Consider the following 19,404-nt stretch of genomic DNA (forward strand, 5'->3'; position numbering starts at 1 on the left):
TATTTCCGGTCAAATCATTGGAAAATTCCGACTGTTTCAGCTAAAATGGAAGAAAAAAGATTGGAGTATCCTATGGTAACTTTTCTCGGAAATCCTGTGAGCTTTACAGGTAAACAACTACAAGTCGGCGACAAGGCGCTCGATTTTTCTCTCACTACAACAGACCTTTCTAAAAAATCTCTGGCTGATTTTGATGGCAAGAAAAAAGTCTTGAGTGTCGTGCCTTCTATCGATACAGGTATCTGCTCAACTCAAACGCGTCGCTTTAATGAAGAACTGGCTGGACTGGACAACACGGTCGTCTTGACTGTTTCCATGGACCTACCCTTTGCCCAAAAACGTTGGTGTGGTGCTGAAGGTATTGAAAATGCCATCATGCTTTCAGACTATTTCGACCATTCCTTTGGACGTGATTATGCCCTCTTAATCAATGAGTGGCACCTATTGGCACGCGCAGTCTTTGTCCTTGATACCGACAATACGATTCGCTACGTTGAATACGTGGACAATATCAACTCTGAACCAAACTTCGAAGCCGCAATTGCAGCTGCTAAGGCCCTATAGAAAAAATCCTCTGTCACAAAGAGTTCCTTGCTCTTTGAAACGGAGGATTTTTGTTTACTGATAAATACAAATACAAGTTCAATCGGCTGAAAAACAACTACCTTACTCTACAGATTTCAGAGCTTCAAGCATATCAACCTTTCTCAGATGATAATTGACAAAGAAACCAAGCAAGGTCAAAATGATACTTACTGCTGCCACTGGGATTACATAGACTTCCCAGCCTACCTGCGGATAAAAGAGAATGGTCGCAGGAGAAATCATTTGAATCAAAAATTGGTGTAAATAGAAACCTGAGACCAGACCAAGTACGATTCCCACAAGGGACAGCACAATCGTCTCACGGTAAATGTAGAGAGTGACTTCATTATTATGAAAACCGAGAACCTTGATAGTGGAGAGTTCACGGATTCTCTCAGCTACGTTGATATTGGTTAGATTGTAGAGGATAACAATAGCCAACAGAACCGATACGATGACCAAGATAGTCATAGTCTGATTGAGTGAGCTGGCGACGGAGTCGAAGAGTCGAATGGCTGAAGCATTTTGGACAACGCTGGACACCGCAGATTGATTCATAAGTAAGCCGGCCTGTCTTTCGATACTAGGAGCACTGGTATCCCTTAGCGAGACCAGATAAGTGTTGGCTTGGGGTAGCTGGCCGTAAATTTGCTCATAGCTAGCCTGACTCATATAAATAAAGTGACCAACGTAGTTCTCAGCAATGGCAGCGACCTTTAGCTTCTTACCTTCAATTTCTAGAGTCTGTCCAACCTTGACACCTGCCAACTGGGCTAGTTTAGCTGTGATGACAACTCCATCTTTTAATGTCAACTCTTGCTGATGGTCTTGCAGATGGATAAAGGGAGTCAAATCCTCCTTATCTGTCATCATAATAGTAATGGTTTGAAGACCAGCCTTACCTTTGAAATCCTTGTCTAGCGTCTTAGAATAAATTTTCTGATAGGCTTTGATGTCCTGCCCTTTCAACACTTCTTCTAGATTTACCTTGTCCTGATTGGTCGCACTAGGATTTTCAGAAATAATCATCTGATACTGTTGGATTTGTTGAAACTGTTTAGACGGAACTCCTGCTACGGAAGATTGGATTCCCAAACCTGCAAAAAGCAGAGCTACAGAACCTGCCACACCAAAGATCGTCATCAACATCCGCTGCTTATAACGGAAGATATTGCGAGCTGTTACCTTATGAGTAAAACTGAGACGGCGCCAGATAAAACTGAGACGCTCCATTAAGATTTTAGCTCCTTTAACAGGAGGTTTAGGCAGTAAAAGCTGGGCTGCTTCGTCATGAAGTTCTCTACGAGCTACCAAGTAGGCTGGTAACACACTCGCCAACCAACTCAAGACAAGAGCCAGTAAGCTATAGGTCCAATAGAACTGAATCTGGGTTTCTCCCATCACCATGCTTTTTGTAATGACACTTGAAATCACACCGGCTAGTAAATAATGTCCAAGTATGCTACCTAGAGCTGTTCCGACAGTTCCAGCTACTAGACCGTAGAGGAGAAACTTGGCAATAATATCCTTGCTACGATAACCCAAGGCCTTAAAAATACCTGCATGTGTTCGCTCTTCATCCACAAAACGAGTCATGGTTGTAAAGGTCACCATAGCTGCTACGGCATAAAGCACTACAGGAAAGATATTGCCCACTGCCCGAATACTGGCTGAAGCATTGCTGTACATGAGGTAGCCCTGACCGCCAGGCATGGTCTGACGATTATAGACTTGATACTTGGGCTCAGCCAAATCATCCAATACTTGCTGATGTTTTTCTAATTTTTCCTTTTCTTGAGCTAGATTCTGTTCAGCCTGCTTTAGTTTGTCCTCTTCCTTGCCCAATTCCTGCTTAGCTTGGGTAAGTTGAGAACTAGCTTGCTCTCTCTGGGCTTGAGGAAGCAAGGCTAGTTGACTTTCCTGAGCCTGTAAACGAGCTTGAGCAACTGCTAAACGACGCTTGCCTTCCTGCAAATTAGTCTCAGCCTTATCAAGGGTTTCTTTGCCTTTGTTTAGAGACTCTTGTCCTTCTTTTCTCAAGACTTGTAGACGTGCCTTGCCATTATCAGATAGAACTTGTTCAAGTTCTTCCTGATGTTGCTTGGATTTCTCTTCATAAGCTGCTGAAAAAGCATTTAATCCTGACAAATCTTGATATTTCAAACGAGCTATATTGTAGACTTTCTGATCAAACTGACTAGGTAAAATCACTCCATAGGCTGTCAGAGTCCCACTTCCACTTCCTGCGTAGCCCATATCTCGCTGGGAGAGGATTTCAGCCGAATCCACAAAACCAGTAATGGTATAAGTATGGTCTTTTAAAGAGGAATGACCCTCCTCTTTTTCTTTAAAACTAATCTCCTGTCCCATGCTGTATTGGCCTTGCAAATGAGTGGCCAAAGCGATTTCCTTGTCTGACTGAGGAAGTCGTCCCTCTCTTAGCTGAAAGGTTGAAATTCGCTCTGGTTTGGAGTACAGCCGAATAGCATCCTGGCCATTATCCATAGCCACATCTGTCAAGTAGCCAAATTCAACCTCTGCGCCCTGAGTCTGTTCTAGTTCTTCTTGATCTGCTTGATCCAAACCATAGTTAGACATGACTGCCAAATCCAAGGTTTTAGCAGTTGTTAAATAAGCATTTGCGGTCGCCTCCATATTGGGACTAGTCACTTTGAGACCGACTAAGGCTAAAGACCCCAACATCATCAAGGTCAAGATGGATAAAAAACGCCCCTTGGAGCCTGTGAAGGACTGAATTAAGTCCTTCCAATAAGTTTTTCGCTTGATCATGCTAGTACTCCAAACTGTCAATATCCTGAGGATGCTGGTTGATCACCACATCCTTGACACCGGCATCGTGCATATGAATCACACGATCAGCAATGGGCGCCAAAGCTCCATTATGAGTCACGATGATCACCGTCGTTCCCTTTTGACGAGACATATCTTGGAGAATCTTCAAGACTTGCTTGCCCGTCTGATAATCCAAGGCACCTGTTGGTTCATCACAAAGGAGAATTTTAGGATTTTTGGCTACTGCGCGTGCAATGGAGACTCGCTGTTGCTCCCCTCCAGAAAGCTGGGCTGGAAAGTTATTAAGACGATGAGCTAGACCTACATCTGTCAAAACCTGCTCAGGATCCAAGGCATCCATCACAATTTCTGAGGCCAGTTCCACATTTTCCTTAGCTGTCAGATTGGAAACTAGATTATAAAACTGAAAAACAAACCCCACATCATTTCTACGGTAATTGGTCCGCTGGTGGGAACTATAGTCTGCAATATTGACACCATCAATCCAGATTTCCCCCTCGTCATTGGTATCCATTCCCCCAAGAAGGTTAAGAACTGTTGACTTACCAGCACCTGACGCACCTAGAATAATAACCAATTCTCCCTTTTCAATCTCAAAATTCACATCACGATTGGCCACAATTTCCGTGTCCCCAACCTGATAACGCTTGTAACAGTGTTTCATCTCAATATAAGCCATCAGAGCCACCCTCTCTCAAACAATTTACTTCCTACTACCATTATAACGCTTTTTCAACTAGTTGGAAACTGCTTACATTCTCAAATCCTTCAAAAAAGTCAGTCTCAAACCACTGCCTTCTATCCTCTTCTTAAAAATAGAATTGAACCATATCGCCTTCTGCAGTCTCCACTGAAATACAATCTTTCCCCATGCATTTCACTTCTGCTTTTTCTTGATTGACTTCAATCACACTTTTTTCAATACCTGGATAAGAAACTCGCAAATCTCCTCCACTTCTTGATAAAATGGTCATCTGTAAGAGTTTTTTATCCTCCCAGCGCATACTAACTTCAAAATGTCCACGTGCCATTAAGCCTGAAACGGAACCTGATGACCATGCATCAGGTAGGGCAGCTAGGGGCACCAGATAAGCTGTATGAGACTGAAGCAACATTTCTGCCATGCCACTAGTAGCACCAAAATTACCATCTATCTGAAAAGGAGGGTGGCTACACCAAAGATTGGGCAAGGTGGATGTCTTTAACTGCTCTGCTAATAATTTATGGGTTCGATTGCCATCTCCCAAACGCGCCCAGAGATTGATCTTATTAGCCTTGGACCAGCCTGTTCCCCCATCTCCACGATCATTGAGGCTAGCACGCGCCGCATCAAGATACTCTTGCCCCTTATGACTAAAGAGAGTTCCAGGATAAAGTCCCACCAGATGGGAAGCATGCCGATGTTGAGCTTCCACTTTCTCATTTTGAAAATACTGCTCTTCCTCCTCATACCACTCCCTGATTCGACCAGATTGAGTAATTTGAAGAGGATTTAATAAATCATACTTTTCTTTGACTTCCGTCAACAAGTCTTCATCCAGCCTCAATTTTTGAGCAGCCTGAATAAAATCATGGAATAATTGCCAAATCAGAGATTGGTCATAGGTATTGCCAATCGAAATCGGCCCATGTTCTGGCGAATAAGATGGAGAAGATACCCAACGCTGGGCCTCCTTATCCTCATGTAAAAAGGTATTCCAAAAACGAACCGTTTCCCTCAACATGGGATAAATTTTCTCCCTGAGATAGTCTTGGTCCCTATAAAATGTATAGGCTTCATAGACCGTTTGCATCATCCACGCATTGGCAGCTGGCGACCAGCCCCAATAGTAATCCCAACCAGGTGCCGTCCAGCCAAAAGGAGTCGCTTGAGTATGGACCAACCAACCATTCTCTTCCCCTTTCTGAGAAACGATTCCTGCATACCTTGCAGCCGCTATGCGACCATAGACACGCAAATCATCGATATAGTTGATGACCGGAAAGGCCGTTTCTAAGAGGTTAGTCACATAGGCTGGCCAATAATTCATCTGCAAGTTGATATTCAGGTGATAGTCCGAATTCCAAGGAGGATTGTCGACCGCATTCCAGACTCCCTGTAGGTTAGCTGGTAGAGCATCTGGGCAATCTCTGGAAGAACTAATCAATAAATACCTCCCATACTGGAAGAACAGTTCCTCCAAAGCCTGCCCCTCTTGTGGCTTATAATTTTTTAGCAAATCATCTGTAGTGGATGTGTCAACATCATACCCCAAATCCAATTGAACACGCTGGAATAAGGCTTGGTAGTCCTCAATATGTCTTGATTTCAATTGGGCATAGCCCTTTTCTTTAGCTGTGTCCACCAAGTCCTTTACTTGCTGCTCTAAATCTATTTTCTTACGATAATTGCTAGCAGGATTTTGGGCAAAATCTGTCTTAGCCGCCAAGAAGAGATTGGCATAACTGGCTCCTGATATCTGAACCTTATCTGACCAAACTCTAATATCTCCATCCGTTTCCCAAGCTAGATAACTAGCAAACCGCAGATCATTATCCTTAACTCTTCCCTTCATCAAGATATGAGAATCAGTAAAATCCAACTTACACTCCTTGTAATCAGATTTTTCCTGCTCATACTTTCCATCAGAAGCCAAATCACAGGTCAAGGACAGTTCCATAGTAAAATCTAGAGTTTCCGCCCCTTCCTTAGTAAAGCGCTGAATCAAGAGATCATCTGGAAAACTCGCAAAAGCTTCACGTTCAAATTTCGTTCCCTTATAGACATAAGAAGTCGTCGCAAGCGCCTTGCTGATATTAAGCTGTCTCTGGTAATCTGTCACCTGAGACAAAGTCTTGCCTTGATTACTAAACTCAATATAAATATCCCCAAAGGAGAGATAGGTCCCATATTGATTCGTTTTGGGCCCGACCAGGTGCTGTTCAGCCAGTTCCTTAGCCCGATTGTAATCTCTCTTTTCCAAAGCCTGCCGAATCTTACCTAAAAAAACATACTGATCCTGAAGATTTCCACCCTGATAATCTGAACTATCAGGAAGTGGACCACCAGACCAGAGACTTTTTTCATTGAATTGAATCCGCTCAGCCCCTATAAGCCCAAAGACTTTAGCCCCTAGAGAACCATTGCCTATCGGTAAGGCCTCTTCTTCCCAGCCCTTATATGTTGTTGACGCTGGTTGCTTGTAGACCAATACATAATCTTGTTTTTTATTCCTTATCATACTACCATACTAACATAAAAAGCCTAGAAATCAATTCTAGACTTACAATTTTTTATTTTCCAAGGTAGTATTCAGAAACTACGTTCAATTTTTCGTCGAATTCGAATACCAATGGTGGGAAGTTAGGGATTTCCACATCCATGATTTCGTCATCTGACAAACCTTTAATGTGTTTTACAAGGGCACGGATTGAGTTACCGTGAGCTCCTACGAATACGTTTTTACCATCTTTAAGAGCTGGAGCGATTTTATCTTCCCAGAATGGAAGGGCACGTTCCAAAGTCACTTTCAAGTTTTCAGCATCTGGAATAACTGAATCATCAAGTGAAGCGTAACGACGGTCTGTGTGAGCTGAGTGCTCATCATCACGGTCCATGTTTGGAGGCAATACATCGTATGAACGACGCCAGATGTGAACTTGCTCATCACCAAATTGTTCAGCAGCTTCAGCTTTGTTTTTACCAGTCAAACCACCGTAGTGACGTTCGTTCAAACGCCATGATTTTTCAACTGGAACCCACAATTGGTCGGAAGCTTCAAGAGCCAAGTTAGTTGTTTTGATCGCACGTTTCAATACTGAAGTATAAGCTTGGTCAAATTCGATACCAGCTTCTTTGATCAATTTACCAGCGTCAATCGCTTGTTGTGTACCTTTTTCAGACAAATCAACATCAGCCCAACCAGTGAAAAGGTTAGCTTTGTTCCATTCAGACTCACCGTGGCGAGCAAAAACCAATTTTACCATTAGATGGATTCTCCTTTAAATTTTCCGAGGTTTCCCCTCGTTTATCTATTCTATTTTACACAATTTTTCACAAAAAAGCTAGTCAAAACCAAAAAGGAAAGGACTGTTTGGCAATCCTTTTCCTTCTTAGTATCATACAATAACCTTATTTCTCTTCAAATCCTTCCGCGACTGCGTCTGCAAAGTTTTCTTCTACGATGCTTGCACAGTGGTCACAGATAACTGCGTGGTAGCTGCGTTCTGCTGTTGTTGGGTCGATACGACGGCAACGGTCACATACTTCACCTGCAGCGCGTTCAACTGTAAAGGCTACATCTTCGAAGCTAACGGCAGCTTCTGGAGCTGGTCCTTCTGCGATGGTCAATTCAGACACAATCAAAAGTTGAGCCACATTGCTGTTCACTGCTTCGAGTAGAGTTTTCACAACTTCGTTTGGATAAACTGTCAAGTGTGCTTCAAGCGATTTACCAATAACTTTAGCATTACGGGCTTCTTCCAAGGCTTTTTGAGCTTGTCCACGGAAGTCCATAAAGGCTGCCCATGTATCCAAGATTTCTTCTTGGTTAGCAAATGTCTCTGCTTCTGGCAATTCTGACAATTGAACAAAGTCTTCGGCTTCAAACTCAAGGTATGACCAGATTTCTTCCGCAGTGTGAGGAAGGATTGGTGTCAAGAGTTTGGTGATTTTCACAAGAATGTCATAGAAGACAGTCTGCATTTGACGGCGTTCCAGTGATTTGGCACCTTCGATGTAAACAACATCTTTAGCAAAATCAAGGTAGAAGGCTGACAAGTCAACGTTGATAAAGTTCACCAAGGCCTTGTAGATTGTCAAGAATTCAAAGTTTGCATAAGCATCACGAATCGTTTTCACAAGCTGGTTAAAGCGAATCGTCATGTACTTATCAACTGAACGTAGTTCTTCATAAGCTACTGAATCTTGAGCTGGGTTATAGTCAGAAGTATTGGCAATCAAGAAACGAAGAGTGTTACGAATCTTACGGTAAGTTTCAGAGACTTGGCTCAAGATATCCATAGAAATACGCACGTCATTGCTTGAGTCAACACTTGTTACCCAAAGACGCAAGATTTCAGCACCAAATTGTTTTTCAACATCACTTGGAGCAATGGTATTTCCAAGAGATTTAGACATCTTCTCACCTTTACCATCAAGGGCAAATCCTTGTGACAGAATTTGTTTGTAAGGTGCTACACCATGGTTGGCAACAGATGTGATGAGTGATGAGTTGAACCAACCGCGGTATTGGTCAGAACCTTCTAGGTAAAGGTCTGCTGGGTAAGTCAACTCAGGACGGTTTACTACAACTCCATTCCATGATGAACCTGAGTCAAACCAAACGTCCATGATATCTGTTTCTTTTTTGAACTCACCATTTGGTGAACCTGGATGAGTAAATCCTTCTGGCAAGAGGTCCTTAGCATCACGTTCCCACCAAATGCTTGAACCATGTTCCTCAAAGAGTTGAGCCACGTGTTCAATAGTTTCAGCAGTCATGATCGCTGTACCGTCTTCAGCGTAGAAGATAGGAAGTGGAACACCCCAAGCACGTTGACGAGAGATAACCCAGTCGCCACGGTCACGAATCATATTGTAAAGACGGACTTTACCCCATTCTGAGTGGAATTTCACTTTTTCAATTTCATCCAAGATTTCTTGGCGGAATTTAGAAACTGAGGCAAACCATTGTGGTACTGCACGCCAGATGATTGGTTTCTTAGTACGCCAGTCAAATGGGTAGGAGTGAGAGATTTCTTCTTGGGCAAGAAGGAGGTTACCAAGTTTTTCAATAACAGTTGGGACAACCTTATCATAGAATTGACCTTCAAACTCAGGACCAGCATTCTTCATCATGATACCACGTTCGTCAACAGTCACTGCGACTTCAAGACCATTAGCAATACCAACATTGTAGTCGTCCTCACCAAAACCAGGGGCTGTGTGGACGATACCTGTACCAGAATCAGTCGTAACGTGGTCACCAAGGATAACCAATTCATCTACAGCTGTATCCCATGGGTGTTCTGTTACGATATGATTCAATTCTTGACCACAATAAGTTGCCAAAACTTGAACATCAGCCCAGCCAAATTTCTCAGACAAGCTAGTCAATAATTCTGCAGCAACCACAAACTTACGAGTTTCACCAGCAGGTTGAACCAAAACGTAATCAATATCTGCACCAACAGTCAAACCACGAGAAGCTGTGATGGTAAATGGAGTTGTTGTCCAGACTACGATATAAGTATCTGTATCTAGAACACCTTTACCATTTTTTACCTTGTTGGCATAGTAAAGGGAAGTTGAAACCAAATCATGGTATTCAATCTCCGCTTCAGCAAGAGCCGACTCAGATGACCAAGACCAGTAAACTGGTTTAGCACCACGGTAGATGTAACCTTTATTAGCCATCTCACCAAATACACGGATTTGAGCTGCTTCATAGTCAGGAGTCAAAGTCACATATGGATTTTCCCAGTCACCAGAAACACCCAAACGTTTGAAGTCTTCGCGTTGTTTATCTACTTGAGAAAGAGCATATTCACGGCAAAGTTTCAAGTACTCAACCAAGTCCATTTCTTTACGTTTGACACCTTGTTTTGCCAAAACTTGCTCGATTGGCAGACCATGTGTATCCCAACCTGGAATATAAGGAGCATAAAATCCTGACATAGACTTAGAACGAACAATGATATCTTTTGAAATCTTGTTCATAGCGTGTCCAACGTGGATATTTCCGTTAGCGTATGGAGGGCCATCATGCAAGGTGAAATGAGGTTTTCCTTGGTTCAATTCTTGACGACGTTGGTAAAGTTTTGCATCTTCCCATTCCTTTTGCCAAACTGGCTCTTTGGTAGGAAGGCCTGCACGCATTGGGAAAGCTGTTTTCCCAAGGTTAAGGGTATCTTTGAGTTTCATGGTATCTCCTTTATAAATAATAACAAATTAAAAACCACGACTGCCAAAAAGGACGAAAATCGTGGTACCACCTTTATTCGGAAAAAGATTTAGTCTTTCTCCCTCTTATCCCGTAACGTGGGGAACGTCAAATCTTACTTCATTCAGACTTGAGTTTTTGAGAGGATAATCTTATCATTAGGGAATGCAGGACTCACACCATCTCCTGCTCGCTGGAAATATAAGGATAAGATATTGTTCTCAGATTATTTCTTATAAAATTGTAACAGATTCTTGCGGTGCCGCAAAACCTGGTTCTGAGCTTACAGCTTCAGTAGCTGGTGTTGGTCCTGAATAATGGCTTGGAGCTACTTCTGGCTCTTCATACATTGGACCAACTGGATGAGCTGGACTTTCTTCAACAACCGGAGCTGGTGAAACCACTTGTTCCTGCTCAGCTCTTGCTTCGGCTTCTGCAAGTTCCTTATTAGCCGCTTCGATACGCGCTTGCAACTCAGCCATTTCCTCGGGAGAAAACTGGCGAGTAATATCAATTGGTTCTTCCTCTGGATGTTGTTGTAAGACAGAGTCACCTAAGACTTCGCTGACCACTTCTTTGAAGGCCTCATCACTTGTCTGAAGATAAGTCGCTGTTGGGCGAAGAATATCTTCCCAATCTGAAGATTCAACAATTGCTAACTGGCTCTCAATTGTAGATTTAAGACGTTGATGGAAGACACGACTCTTGTTCTTCAATTCTTCTGTTTCAACAGCAACTTTCTTAGCATTGTCAGTTGCTTGACGAAGAATTTCATTTGCTTTGTACTTGGCTTCTTCCAACAAACGTTGTGCATCCTGCTCTGCTTGGTGAATGATATTGTTTGAACGTTCAGTTGCAGCTTGTTTTACTCGCTCAGCTGTATCTTGTGCAATCAATACAGACTGGCTCAATGAATCTTTCATCTCATCAAAGTAAGACAAACGCTCTTCCAAACTCTTAATATGTAAATCCTTATCATGATTAGAGCGAACCAAATCTTCATAATCACGAACTACAATATCTAAAAATTCATCTACTTCTTCTTGATCAAACCCTCTAAAGCGTGTGCTAAAGGTTTTATCTTTGATTTCTAACGATGTAATTGGCATAATTTTCCTCACTTACTTAATAACAATTGGACCGTTAATTTCTTTTTATCTTTTTTTGTTTGCCCATTATCCCTAACGAGTTTCAATCGACCAAATTTCCTTACACTAATCAAATCACCAACTTGAACTGCATAGTCTGATTTTTCAACTAAATGGTAATTAACTTGGACTGCCTGCTTTTCAATTAACTGATTTGCCTGATTTCTAGAGAGCTTGAAGACTCCAGCTAGAAAAACATCTAACCTAGAACTAGCGATACAAATATCTAATTCTTGGTAGTCCTCCACTGTATCAATCTTCTCAGTAAAATCCCGTTCTTCTAGACGAACCGGTAGACGAGCAATTTTCGTAATGCCGTCTTGAAAAAGGAGAGTAAACTGTCGATTAATAATAATCTGTGCTCTCTCTTCATTGACTAAGATATCACCAAATAGCTTCCTATCAATTCCCAGCTGATTTAAAACAGTCCCTAATATTTTTGCATGTGTTAGGCGTTCAAACTTATTAGGATAGACTATTTCTTGCAAGGATAGTTCAAAATCAGAGAATTCCGGCTCAAAATAATCAGGATACAGGAGTACCCGTACATATTCAGTTTCAAGAAACTGCCGACTGCTCATGTAGGAGATGCCGTTGGTTGATGCTAGCACCTTTAAAATCTTTTCTTGATGGGGATTTACAAAGGGTGTTAAAAAAGGAGAATAAGAATCTTCTACCTTTTTTATCCATTCTACTCCCTTATCAATAAAAGACGAATCATTCTTAGAAAAGTGTTGATAAATCATCTTGTTCATAGAAAGATTACTAAAAGTCGAATCAACTGCTCCCCTAGGAAGTGAACTAGTAATACCGCAATCCAGACAGACAAGTCAAGACCTGCAATCTGGAGGGGTAAACGTTGCAAGGGAGCTACTATCGGTTTCACTAAACTAATAATCAAGCGTCCAAGACGTGATTCATAAGCATTGGGAAACCAAGACATCAGAGCAAAAATGATTAAAATCAGTGAATAGATATCCACTGCATTTTGAACAAAACGAATGAGAAAGATCATTATCTCACTCTCGTACGTTTCATATCAAAGCCAAATTCACCATTTTGTGATTCATCTGGAATTTTGATGTCTTCAATATTGACGACAACATCAACTGGTGTCAGCAGGTACATAGTAGATGCTACCTTTTTCATGTTACCAGCTAAAACGTGGCGCGCCCCATCCAGATAGTCCAAACAACGACGTGCTTGAACTTCTGTCATATATTGGAAATCAATCAAAATACTTTCGTTACCAGCTAATAAATCAACAATATCTGTGGCATCTTCGTATTTACGTGGATAACGAACATCAATTGTCACCTTATCAGTAGAACGTTGACTTTGCATAGCCAACTCTTGTTGACGGGCATGAAGACGAGTGATGTTTTTATCTTTAGATGGCGTGCTACCAGCTTGTTGAGGCAACTCTTGAACAGAAGGGACTGGAGTCACAATCGGCTCTTCAGCTTTAGGCTGATATGCAGTACCAACATCTTCTCCATCTTCTGTAAAATAATCTATAAATTTATCAAATCTATCTTTTAAAGACATATTTCTTTCCTATTTAAAAAATGCTGTACCAATTCTGACAAATGTTGAGCCAAATTCAATCGCTTCCTTGTAGTCACGACTCATACCCATACTCAAGTCCGTCATTGGCATATTGGGAATTTGTTTTTCTCTAATTTCTAGTTGCAAATCCTGCGTAGCTTTAAAAATTTCTTTCAACTCATCACTACTAGCTTCAAAAGGAGCCATGGTCATCAAGCCGACATATTCGATTTTATCTAAGGTGGCCAACTCTGGCAAGAGCTCCAATAGTTCTTCCTTTGAAAAACCATGTTTGCTCTCTTCCTTTGAGATATTTACTTGTAAGAAACATTTAACAACTCGGTCACTTCTTTTTTGAATTTCCTCTGCTAGCTTTAATGAATCCAAAGCGTGGAAATAATCAACGTACTGAATGACATCTTTAACCTTGCGTCTTTGCAAGGTTCCAATCAAATGCCATGTAATATTTCTATCTTTTAAAGCTTCATATTTCTCAAGAAATTTATCCACACGATTTTCACCAATATGATGCACACCTAGCGGAAGCAAAGCCTCCGCTGTCGGTACGTCTACATATTTTGTAACAGCAAGAACCGAAACAGAATTGGCTTCTCTTCCTGACTGCTGACTTGCATCTTTTATTTGTTGAAAAACACGTTCTGTATTTTCTTTCAAATTCATTTACTTAACGATTTTTGAAAAATGGAGGAGTGTCTAATTCATCCTCATCGTGTAAAGATGGCGCTTCGAAACGTTCAACTGGTGATACCACTGAATCAGTTGGTCGAACAATTGTCTCACGACGCAAGTCCCAATCACCAAATGCTGAAGTTTGAGAAGTTTCTGTACGGCGAGGTGCTGGACTTGGAATTTCTGCAGTTTCAGCCATATCAAACTGACGATTATGATTATGTGCATGACTAGGACTTGCTTGTTCATGACGAACAGCTTGTCTTGGTGCATGGCCCACAACTTTTTCAACACGATCTTGACGAACACCAGTTGCCACAACTGTAACACGAATTTCATCTTTCATGTTTTCATCGATAGATGTTCCGAGCCAGATGTTCACTCCTTGACCAGCCGCTTGGTTGACGATTTCTGAAGCTTCTTCTGCTTCAATCAAAGTCAAGTCAAGTCCACCAGTAACGTTGACAATGACATCCTCGGCACCGTCAATAGTTGTTTCAAGAAGTGGTGAGTAAATTGCCTTACGAGCTGCTTCTACCACACGTTCTTCTCCACTACCGATACCGATACCCATTAAGGCATTCCCTTTATTTGCCATAACTGTTTTCACATCGGCAAAGTCAAGGTTAATCAAACCAGGATTTGTAATCAAGTCCGTAATCCCTTGAACACCTTGGCGAAGTACGTTATCTGCTTCGCTAAGAGCTTCAAGAAGTGGAGTTTTCTTATCAACAATTTCAAGCAAGTTGTTGTTTGAAATAATCAATAGAGTATCCACATGCTCACGAAGTTGATTGATTCCTTCTACAGCATACTGACCACGTTTGCTTCCTTCAAAACCGAAAGGACGTGTCACAACACCAACTGTAAGAGCACCTAAATCTTTAGCAATGCGGGCAATAACAGGAGCTGCACCAGTACCAGAGCCACCTCCCATACCTGCAGTAATGAAGACCATATCTGCTCCAGTAATAGCTTGAGTCAAGGCTTCTTCGCTTTCTTCAGCTGCCTTTTGACCAACTTCAGGTCGACCGCCAGCACCCAAACCACGAGTCAATTTAGGGCCTAACTGAATTACAGTCTCAGCTTTTGTACTACTCAAAGCTTGTACATCTGTGTTTGCTGCGATAAATTCTACGCCTGCAACACCTTCGTCAACCATGCGGTTAATGGCGTTACCGCCACCTCCACCAACACCGATTACTTTAATAACTGCACCTTGAGCTGCTGCTGTATCAAATGAAAATGTCATAGTTTATTTTTCCTCTTTTATTCATCAAACATGCTTCCGATTAAGCCACGGAAACGATCTGCGATTTTTGGTTTATTTTGAGAAGATACTTTATCTTCTTTGGGAGCAACTACGTTCGTAGAAGCTGATTGCTCTACCTCAGTATTTTGAACTGGTTGAATAGGGGTAGGTTGTGCTACTTGCGTAACGCGTTGAATCATCCCACCAAAATTAATTGGTTGGTGACGCAAAGTATCCTCACCCTTAACTGCTCGTTGTGCCAATAAATGCACTTCAGTCAATTGACCAGCAAATTCAGACAAGCTAATCACATGAGCAAAGGCAGGGTTACGGATTCCAACTTGATTTGGAACGTAAAGTTTAACACCAACGCCAAAGACTTCCTGTGCAAGTTCTACAATACCTGGTAAAATAGCATTTCCACCAATCAGAACAATCCCACCTGGAAGATCCAACAAATGTCTTCTTTCCAACTCTTGTTTGATTTGTTCAAAAATGTGTTTAATGCGAGCTGAAATAATCTCTGCTAGGTAGCTTTCTGTAACTTCTACAGGTTCTACTTCACCAATTACTTCAACTTGGAAGGTTTCATTGCTTGCAAGTGAAGGGTAGGCTTCACCATAGTTTAATTTCAATCCTTCAGCTAATTTCTGTGAAGTCTTCAAGACTTTAGAGATATCTTTTGTGACATAATCTCCACCTTCTTGAAGAATATTTGTAAACTGGAGTTCTTGGTTACGGATTGTAGCAACAGTTGTTTGACCTGCTCCCATATCAATCACAGTAGCTCCAAATTCACGCTCTCCTTCGTTCAAGACTGAACGAACCAAAGCCAATGGTGAAATAATAATATTTTCAACTTGAACACCTGAGCGCTCAACTGTCTTGCGTAAATTGTGAAGAATAGTACGTGGACCTGTGTAAAGCAAACCACGCATTTCAAGACGAACCCCCATCATACCACGTGGGTCACGAATACCTTGGAAACCATCTACGATAAATTCTTCTGGAATAAAAGTAATGACTTCACGATCTGGTGTCATACTCTTTGTCAAGGCTGATTTAACAACATTTTCAACATCTTGATCTGTAATTTCTTTTGTATCAGATGTAACTGGAATCATACCTTGAGTTGGTTCTACTTGCAAAAGATTTCCAGGCAAACCAACATTCACTGATTTGATTGAAATGCCAGCTTTCTCTTCTGCTTGGGAAATAGCTGACTTGATAGCAGTTGCTGCTGCTTCAATGTCAACGATAATCCCATCCTTTACACCTTTACTCTTGGCATTACTTACACCAATTACATTAAGTTCACCATTTCTATGCTCGGCAACCAATACTTTAATCGAATTAGTTCCGATATCTAAGCCTGTAAAAAAACCATCTCTAGCCATTACATCGCATCCTCTCTCTTCCAAGTTTCAAACTTCTATTCAATATAGCTAAAATAGGGCATAGCTATTCACAGAATATTATAACACAAAAAATCCAATCGTGCTTAGTTTTTCCTAAATTTACTTACCATTTTTTCACATTCTTTCCTTAGATTTTTTTATTTTCCAAACAAGTTATAAAAAATCAGATTTATGAAAAAAAGAAAGCTCATTTCTAAGCTTTCTTTGCAATCATTTTTTCTGCTTCTTGTTCTAAAAATAGTTCCAAGATTTTCTTTGTTAACGTAATCGCTGCTGATAAGGCCAGGGAAACGATTAAATAATTAGCTACTAAGCCATGGTCTCCAACCAATGGTGGTTTTGTCAAGAATCCGTAATCTCCACCTGTTACTAAATTGACCACAAAAATCAAGGCATTTAGTGCAAAGGTCATGAGAAAAATTCCCTTCACATCCAACAATCGCGCGTTATACTGTCTCAATAGATAAACTAGAGAGTTCCCCAAGAGAGCTAAGTGGCCAAAGATAAAGGATAAAATCGCAATATGCGGGAATGGATAAGGATCTGGCACTGGATAAACAAAGGCAGCTAATGTCCCAAATGTTCCTAGTAATGCAAAATACTGCCTATATTTAGACTGACCAGGAAGCAAGAGCACCACAAACATAGCCATACGGCAATGGTAAAAGGGTAAACTTTCTGACAGTGGCATATGATTGACCCCATACCAACCATAAAGAAGGATTAACTGAACGGCCTGCAAGATTTGGAAAAATCGTTGGTAAACCTTCTTTTCACGATAACGATAGGCTGTATAAAAGGTCAAGGCCAAGAGTGTAAATATACTGACATACCAATAAAGATCAAACTTGGGTGGCTCTGTTGCTTGGGTCGTAAAGAAAATATCCCATAAATTCATCTAGTATTCCTCATGATTCAAAATTTTCCTGCATTTTATTATACCATGCTATTTGTCAAAAATGGATTTAGAAATACGATAATCATCTTCTTAATCAAGATATTGCTCCCTCTGACCTTGATAAACCTGCCAAAGAATCTCTATTTGCTCCTTGGTAATGCGTTTTTCAGATAAGGCTGGCAGTTGGTCAATGGCAAAAAATTGAAGGTCAGCAATTTCTTGATTTTTTTGGAATTGTCCATCAAGAAGCTTACATTCAAAAACAAACTTTGCATATTGCTTGCTCTGTAGTTGGAAACGATTTGTATCAAAAACAGCTAATAGTCGTTCAACTTTGGCTTTAAAACCGGTTTCTTCTTCAATTTCCTTGAGAATATTTTCTGTTGGAGAATAGCCGACTTCACCAAAGCCACCTGGCAAAGCCCAATCATTCTCTCCTTGTCCCCTAACCAGACAAATCTTTTCGTCCTCAACAATCCATGCACGGACGTCCATTAACGGAGTCGCATAAGCAGAAGTTGGCTTCAAGACTTCTGCCACTTCTTCGGAATCAAGGTCTGATGCCTGATTCAACATTTCAGATAAAAGGCCTCGCAAGTCTTCGTAGCGCTCACGGTCGAAAGGATCTTTTGTAAAGGTTAATCCAGCATCTGTAAGGGCAATCATTCTTTGAAGATACTTGGCAAAATCACTAGCATTCATTTTCTAAACTTTCTACCAATTTGGCTAGATTCATGGAGTTAGAGCCTTTGAGCAAAATTTGGTCATTGGCACTGAGTCTTTCTTTAACCTGCTTAACTAGGGCTTCAAATTGGTCCTCGTTAGCTGTTTTCTTGAAGTAGAAAACATGTCCGATTGGGAACATTTGACTGGCAAGTTGGGCCAATTCAGCAATATCTTCCCCATAGAAAATAACGGTATCCAACACATCTGGGAAAAGACTTAAAATCATCTGGTTATGGAGCTGAACAGACTGGTCACCGAGTTCCTTCATGTCTGCCAAGACAGCGATTTTCTTGCCCCCTTCATTAGCTGGAATGGCAGAAAATGTCTCCAAAATCAACTTCATAGCAGTTGGATTGGCATTGTATACATCAGACAAAATATCTGCTCCATTGGCTGCTTTCTTCCACTCGGTACGGTTACGCGTCAATTCAAGATTTTGGATTGCCTGATGAATTTGCTCCTCTGACACTCCTTCTTGCAGGGCAACATAGGATGCAATCATAGCATTAGTGGCATTGTACTTACCAGTCACTGGCAAATCAAGGGCTTGTTCCAAGAAATTAGCCTTAAAGGTCAGACTATCCTTGCGCTCAATCAAGTCTGTGATTTCCAGCTCTGCTCCTTGCCCAAAACGGACCACCTTTTTATCAGTAGGCAAGTAGTCCTCTACAATCGGGTCTGCTGGGGCCAAGAGCAAAGAACCTTCAGGCATGCCATCAGCAATTTGCATTTTCCCTTTAGCGATTTCCGAACGGTCTTTGAAAAAGGCCAAATGAGCTTCCCCCACCAAGGTAACGATAGCTGTCTTTGGATGAGCCAATTCTGACAAGAGATGAATATCTCCCAAGTGATCCTGCCCCATCTCCAAGACCAACTTTTCTGTTCCTTCAGGCATATGGAGAACGGTGTAGGGAAGGCCAATCTCGTTATTGTAGTTTCCTTGTGTTTTGTAGGTTTTGTAGGTTGTTGATAGTAAATGCGCCAACATATCCTTGGTCGTCGTCTTGCCATTTGAACCTGTAACTGCAAAGACATCAACAGCCGTTTTCTCAAGATAGTAGGCAGCTAGTTGTTGAAAGGCAGTCAACACATCGTCTACTAGAATGTAAGGATGATTTGCGACCTCTTTCTCAGACAGGGTTGCAGTAGCGCCATTTTCAAAAGCTGTTTCGATAAAGTCGTGACCATCACGCGCTCCCTTGAGGGGCACAAACAAGTCCCCTGCCGCAATTAAGCGACTATCAAACTCAGCTTTTTCTAGGTGGGTGTCCTCAAAGATACTGATATCATTTTTAGCTCCTACAACTTGAGCCACTTCATGGATTGTTAATTTCATTTCTACTCCTTTAAAAAGGGTCGAAGCTCGAGAACTCTAGTCACCTTGCAGTGATAGTTCTGGCTT

Annotated in this window: 16 protein-coding genes; 1 reads left to right on the plus strand and 15 read right to left on the minus strand. The window is 41.4% G+C overall.

What is annotated here, in order from left to right; genetic code table 11:
* Window positions 1-72 precede the first annotated feature (72 nt).
* Window positions 73-564 carry a thiol peroxidase gene (gene tpx, locus QM408_RS05720; RefSeq protein ID WP_000256026.1) on the plus strand — a complete coding sequence of 164 codons (492 nt, stop codon included), beginning with the start codon at window positions 73-75 and terminating at the stop codon, window positions 562-564.
* A 102-nt stretch (window positions 565-666) separates the two neighbouring features.
* Here tpx and QM408_RS05725 read toward each other — a convergent pair whose 3' ends face one another.
* The 15 genes from QM408_RS05725 to QM408_RS05795 form a co-directional block, all read right to left on the minus strand.
* Window positions 667-3,375 (minus strand): ABC transporter permease, encoded by a 2,709-nt coding sequence (locus tag QM408_RS05725; RefSeq protein WP_247947338.1) that lies wholly within the window; start codon window positions 3,373-3,375, stop codon window positions 667-669.
* A gap of 1 nt (window position 3,376) precedes the next feature.
* A complete protein-coding gene (locus QM408_RS05730) occupies window positions 3,377-4,078 on the minus strand; it encodes an ABC transporter ATP-binding protein (RefSeq protein WP_261082990.1) in 702 nt (233 codons plus the stop codon).
* Between the two features lie 130 nt (window positions 4,079-4,208).
* Window positions 4,209-6,620, minus strand: a complete 2,412-nt coding sequence (locus tag QM408_RS05735) for a glycoside hydrolase family 95 protein (RefSeq protein ID WP_414373901.1) — start codon at window positions 6,618-6,620, stop codon at window positions 4,209-4,211.
* 52 nt (window positions 6,621-6,672) lie between these two features.
* The gene (locus tag QM408_RS05740; protein ID WP_000240129.1) at window positions 6,673-7,365 is read right to left on the minus strand and encodes a phosphoglycerate mutase; all 693 of its coding nucleotides are present in this window, start codon (window positions 7,363-7,365) and stop codon (window positions 6,673-6,675) included.
* A gap of 145 nt (window positions 7,366-7,510) precedes the next feature.
* Window positions 7,511-10,303 carry an isoleucine--tRNA ligase gene (gene ileS / locus QM408_RS05745; RefSeq protein WP_414373903.1) on the minus strand — a complete coding sequence of 931 codons (2,793 nt, stop codon included), beginning with the start codon at window positions 10,301-10,303 and terminating at the stop codon, window positions 7,511-7,513.
* A gap of 252 nt (window positions 10,304-10,555) precedes the next feature.
* Window positions 10,556-11,431 carry a DivIVA domain-containing protein gene (locus QM408_RS05750; protein ID WP_414373905.1) on the minus strand — a complete coding sequence of 292 codons (876 nt, stop codon included), beginning with the start codon at window positions 11,429-11,431 and terminating at the stop codon, window positions 10,556-10,558.
* Between the two features lie 8 nt (window positions 11,432-11,439).
* Window positions 11,440-12,225, minus strand: coding sequence for a YlmH family RNA-binding protein (locus QM408_RS05755; RefSeq protein WP_020903261.1), 786 nt, complete (start codon window positions 12,223-12,225; stop codon window positions 11,440-11,442).
* A complete protein-coding gene (locus QM408_RS05760) occupies window positions 12,222-12,485 on the minus strand; it encodes a YggT family protein (protein ID WP_020903260.1) in 264 nt (87 codons plus the stop codon). The genes QM408_RS05755 and QM408_RS05760 overlap by 4 nt, the downstream gene beginning before the upstream one ends.
* On the minus strand, window positions 12,485-13,018 hold the full coding sequence (locus QM408_RS05765) for a cell division protein SepF (RefSeq protein WP_000053356.1): 534 nt from the start codon (window positions 13,016-13,018) through the stop codon (window positions 12,485-12,487). The genes QM408_RS05760 and QM408_RS05765 overlap by 1 nt, the downstream gene beginning before the upstream one ends.
* Before the next feature lie 9 nt (window positions 13,019-13,027).
* Window positions 13,028-13,699 carry a YggS family pyridoxal phosphate-dependent enzyme gene (locus tag QM408_RS05770; RefSeq protein ID WP_414373908.1) on the minus strand — a complete coding sequence of 224 codons (672 nt, stop codon included), beginning with the start codon at window positions 13,697-13,699 and terminating at the stop codon, window positions 13,028-13,030.
* A 4-nt stretch (window positions 13,700-13,703) separates the two neighbouring features.
* Window positions 13,704-14,960, minus strand: a complete 1,257-nt coding sequence (gene ftsZ / locus QM408_RS05775; protein WP_023946158.1) for a cell division protein FtsZ — start codon at window positions 14,958-14,960, stop codon at window positions 13,704-13,706.
* A gap of 17 nt (window positions 14,961-14,977) precedes the next feature.
* Complete coding sequence (ftsA, locus tag QM408_RS05780; RefSeq protein WP_000090252.1) at window positions 14,978-16,357, minus strand: cell division protein FtsA; 1,380 nt, start codon at window positions 16,355-16,357, stop codon at window positions 14,978-14,980.
* 214 nt (window positions 16,358-16,571) lie between these two features.
* Window positions 16,572-17,276 carry a YwaF family protein gene (locus QM408_RS05785; RefSeq protein ID WP_023946156.1) on the minus strand — a complete coding sequence of 235 codons (705 nt, stop codon included), beginning with the start codon at window positions 17,274-17,276 and terminating at the stop codon, window positions 16,572-16,574.
* 90 nt (window positions 17,277-17,366) lie between these two features.
* On the minus strand, window positions 17,367-17,978 hold the full coding sequence (locus tag QM408_RS05790; protein ID WP_371483510.1) for an NUDIX hydrolase N-terminal domain-containing protein: 612 nt from the start codon (window positions 17,976-17,978) through the stop codon (window positions 17,367-17,369).
* Window positions 17,968-19,338, minus strand: coding sequence for a UDP-N-acetylmuramoyl-tripeptide--D-alanyl-D-alanine ligase (locus tag QM408_RS05795; protein WP_414373911.1), 1,371 nt, complete (start codon window positions 19,336-19,338; stop codon window positions 17,968-17,970). The genes QM408_RS05790 and QM408_RS05795 overlap by 11 nt, the downstream gene beginning before the upstream one ends.
* Window positions 19,339-19,404 lie beyond the last annotated feature (66 nt).

This window comes from Streptococcus mitis, assembly GCF_047464965.1.
Taxonomy (GTDB): domain Bacteria; phylum Bacillota; class Bacilli; order Lactobacillales; family Streptococcaceae; genus Streptococcus; species Streptococcus mitis_DU.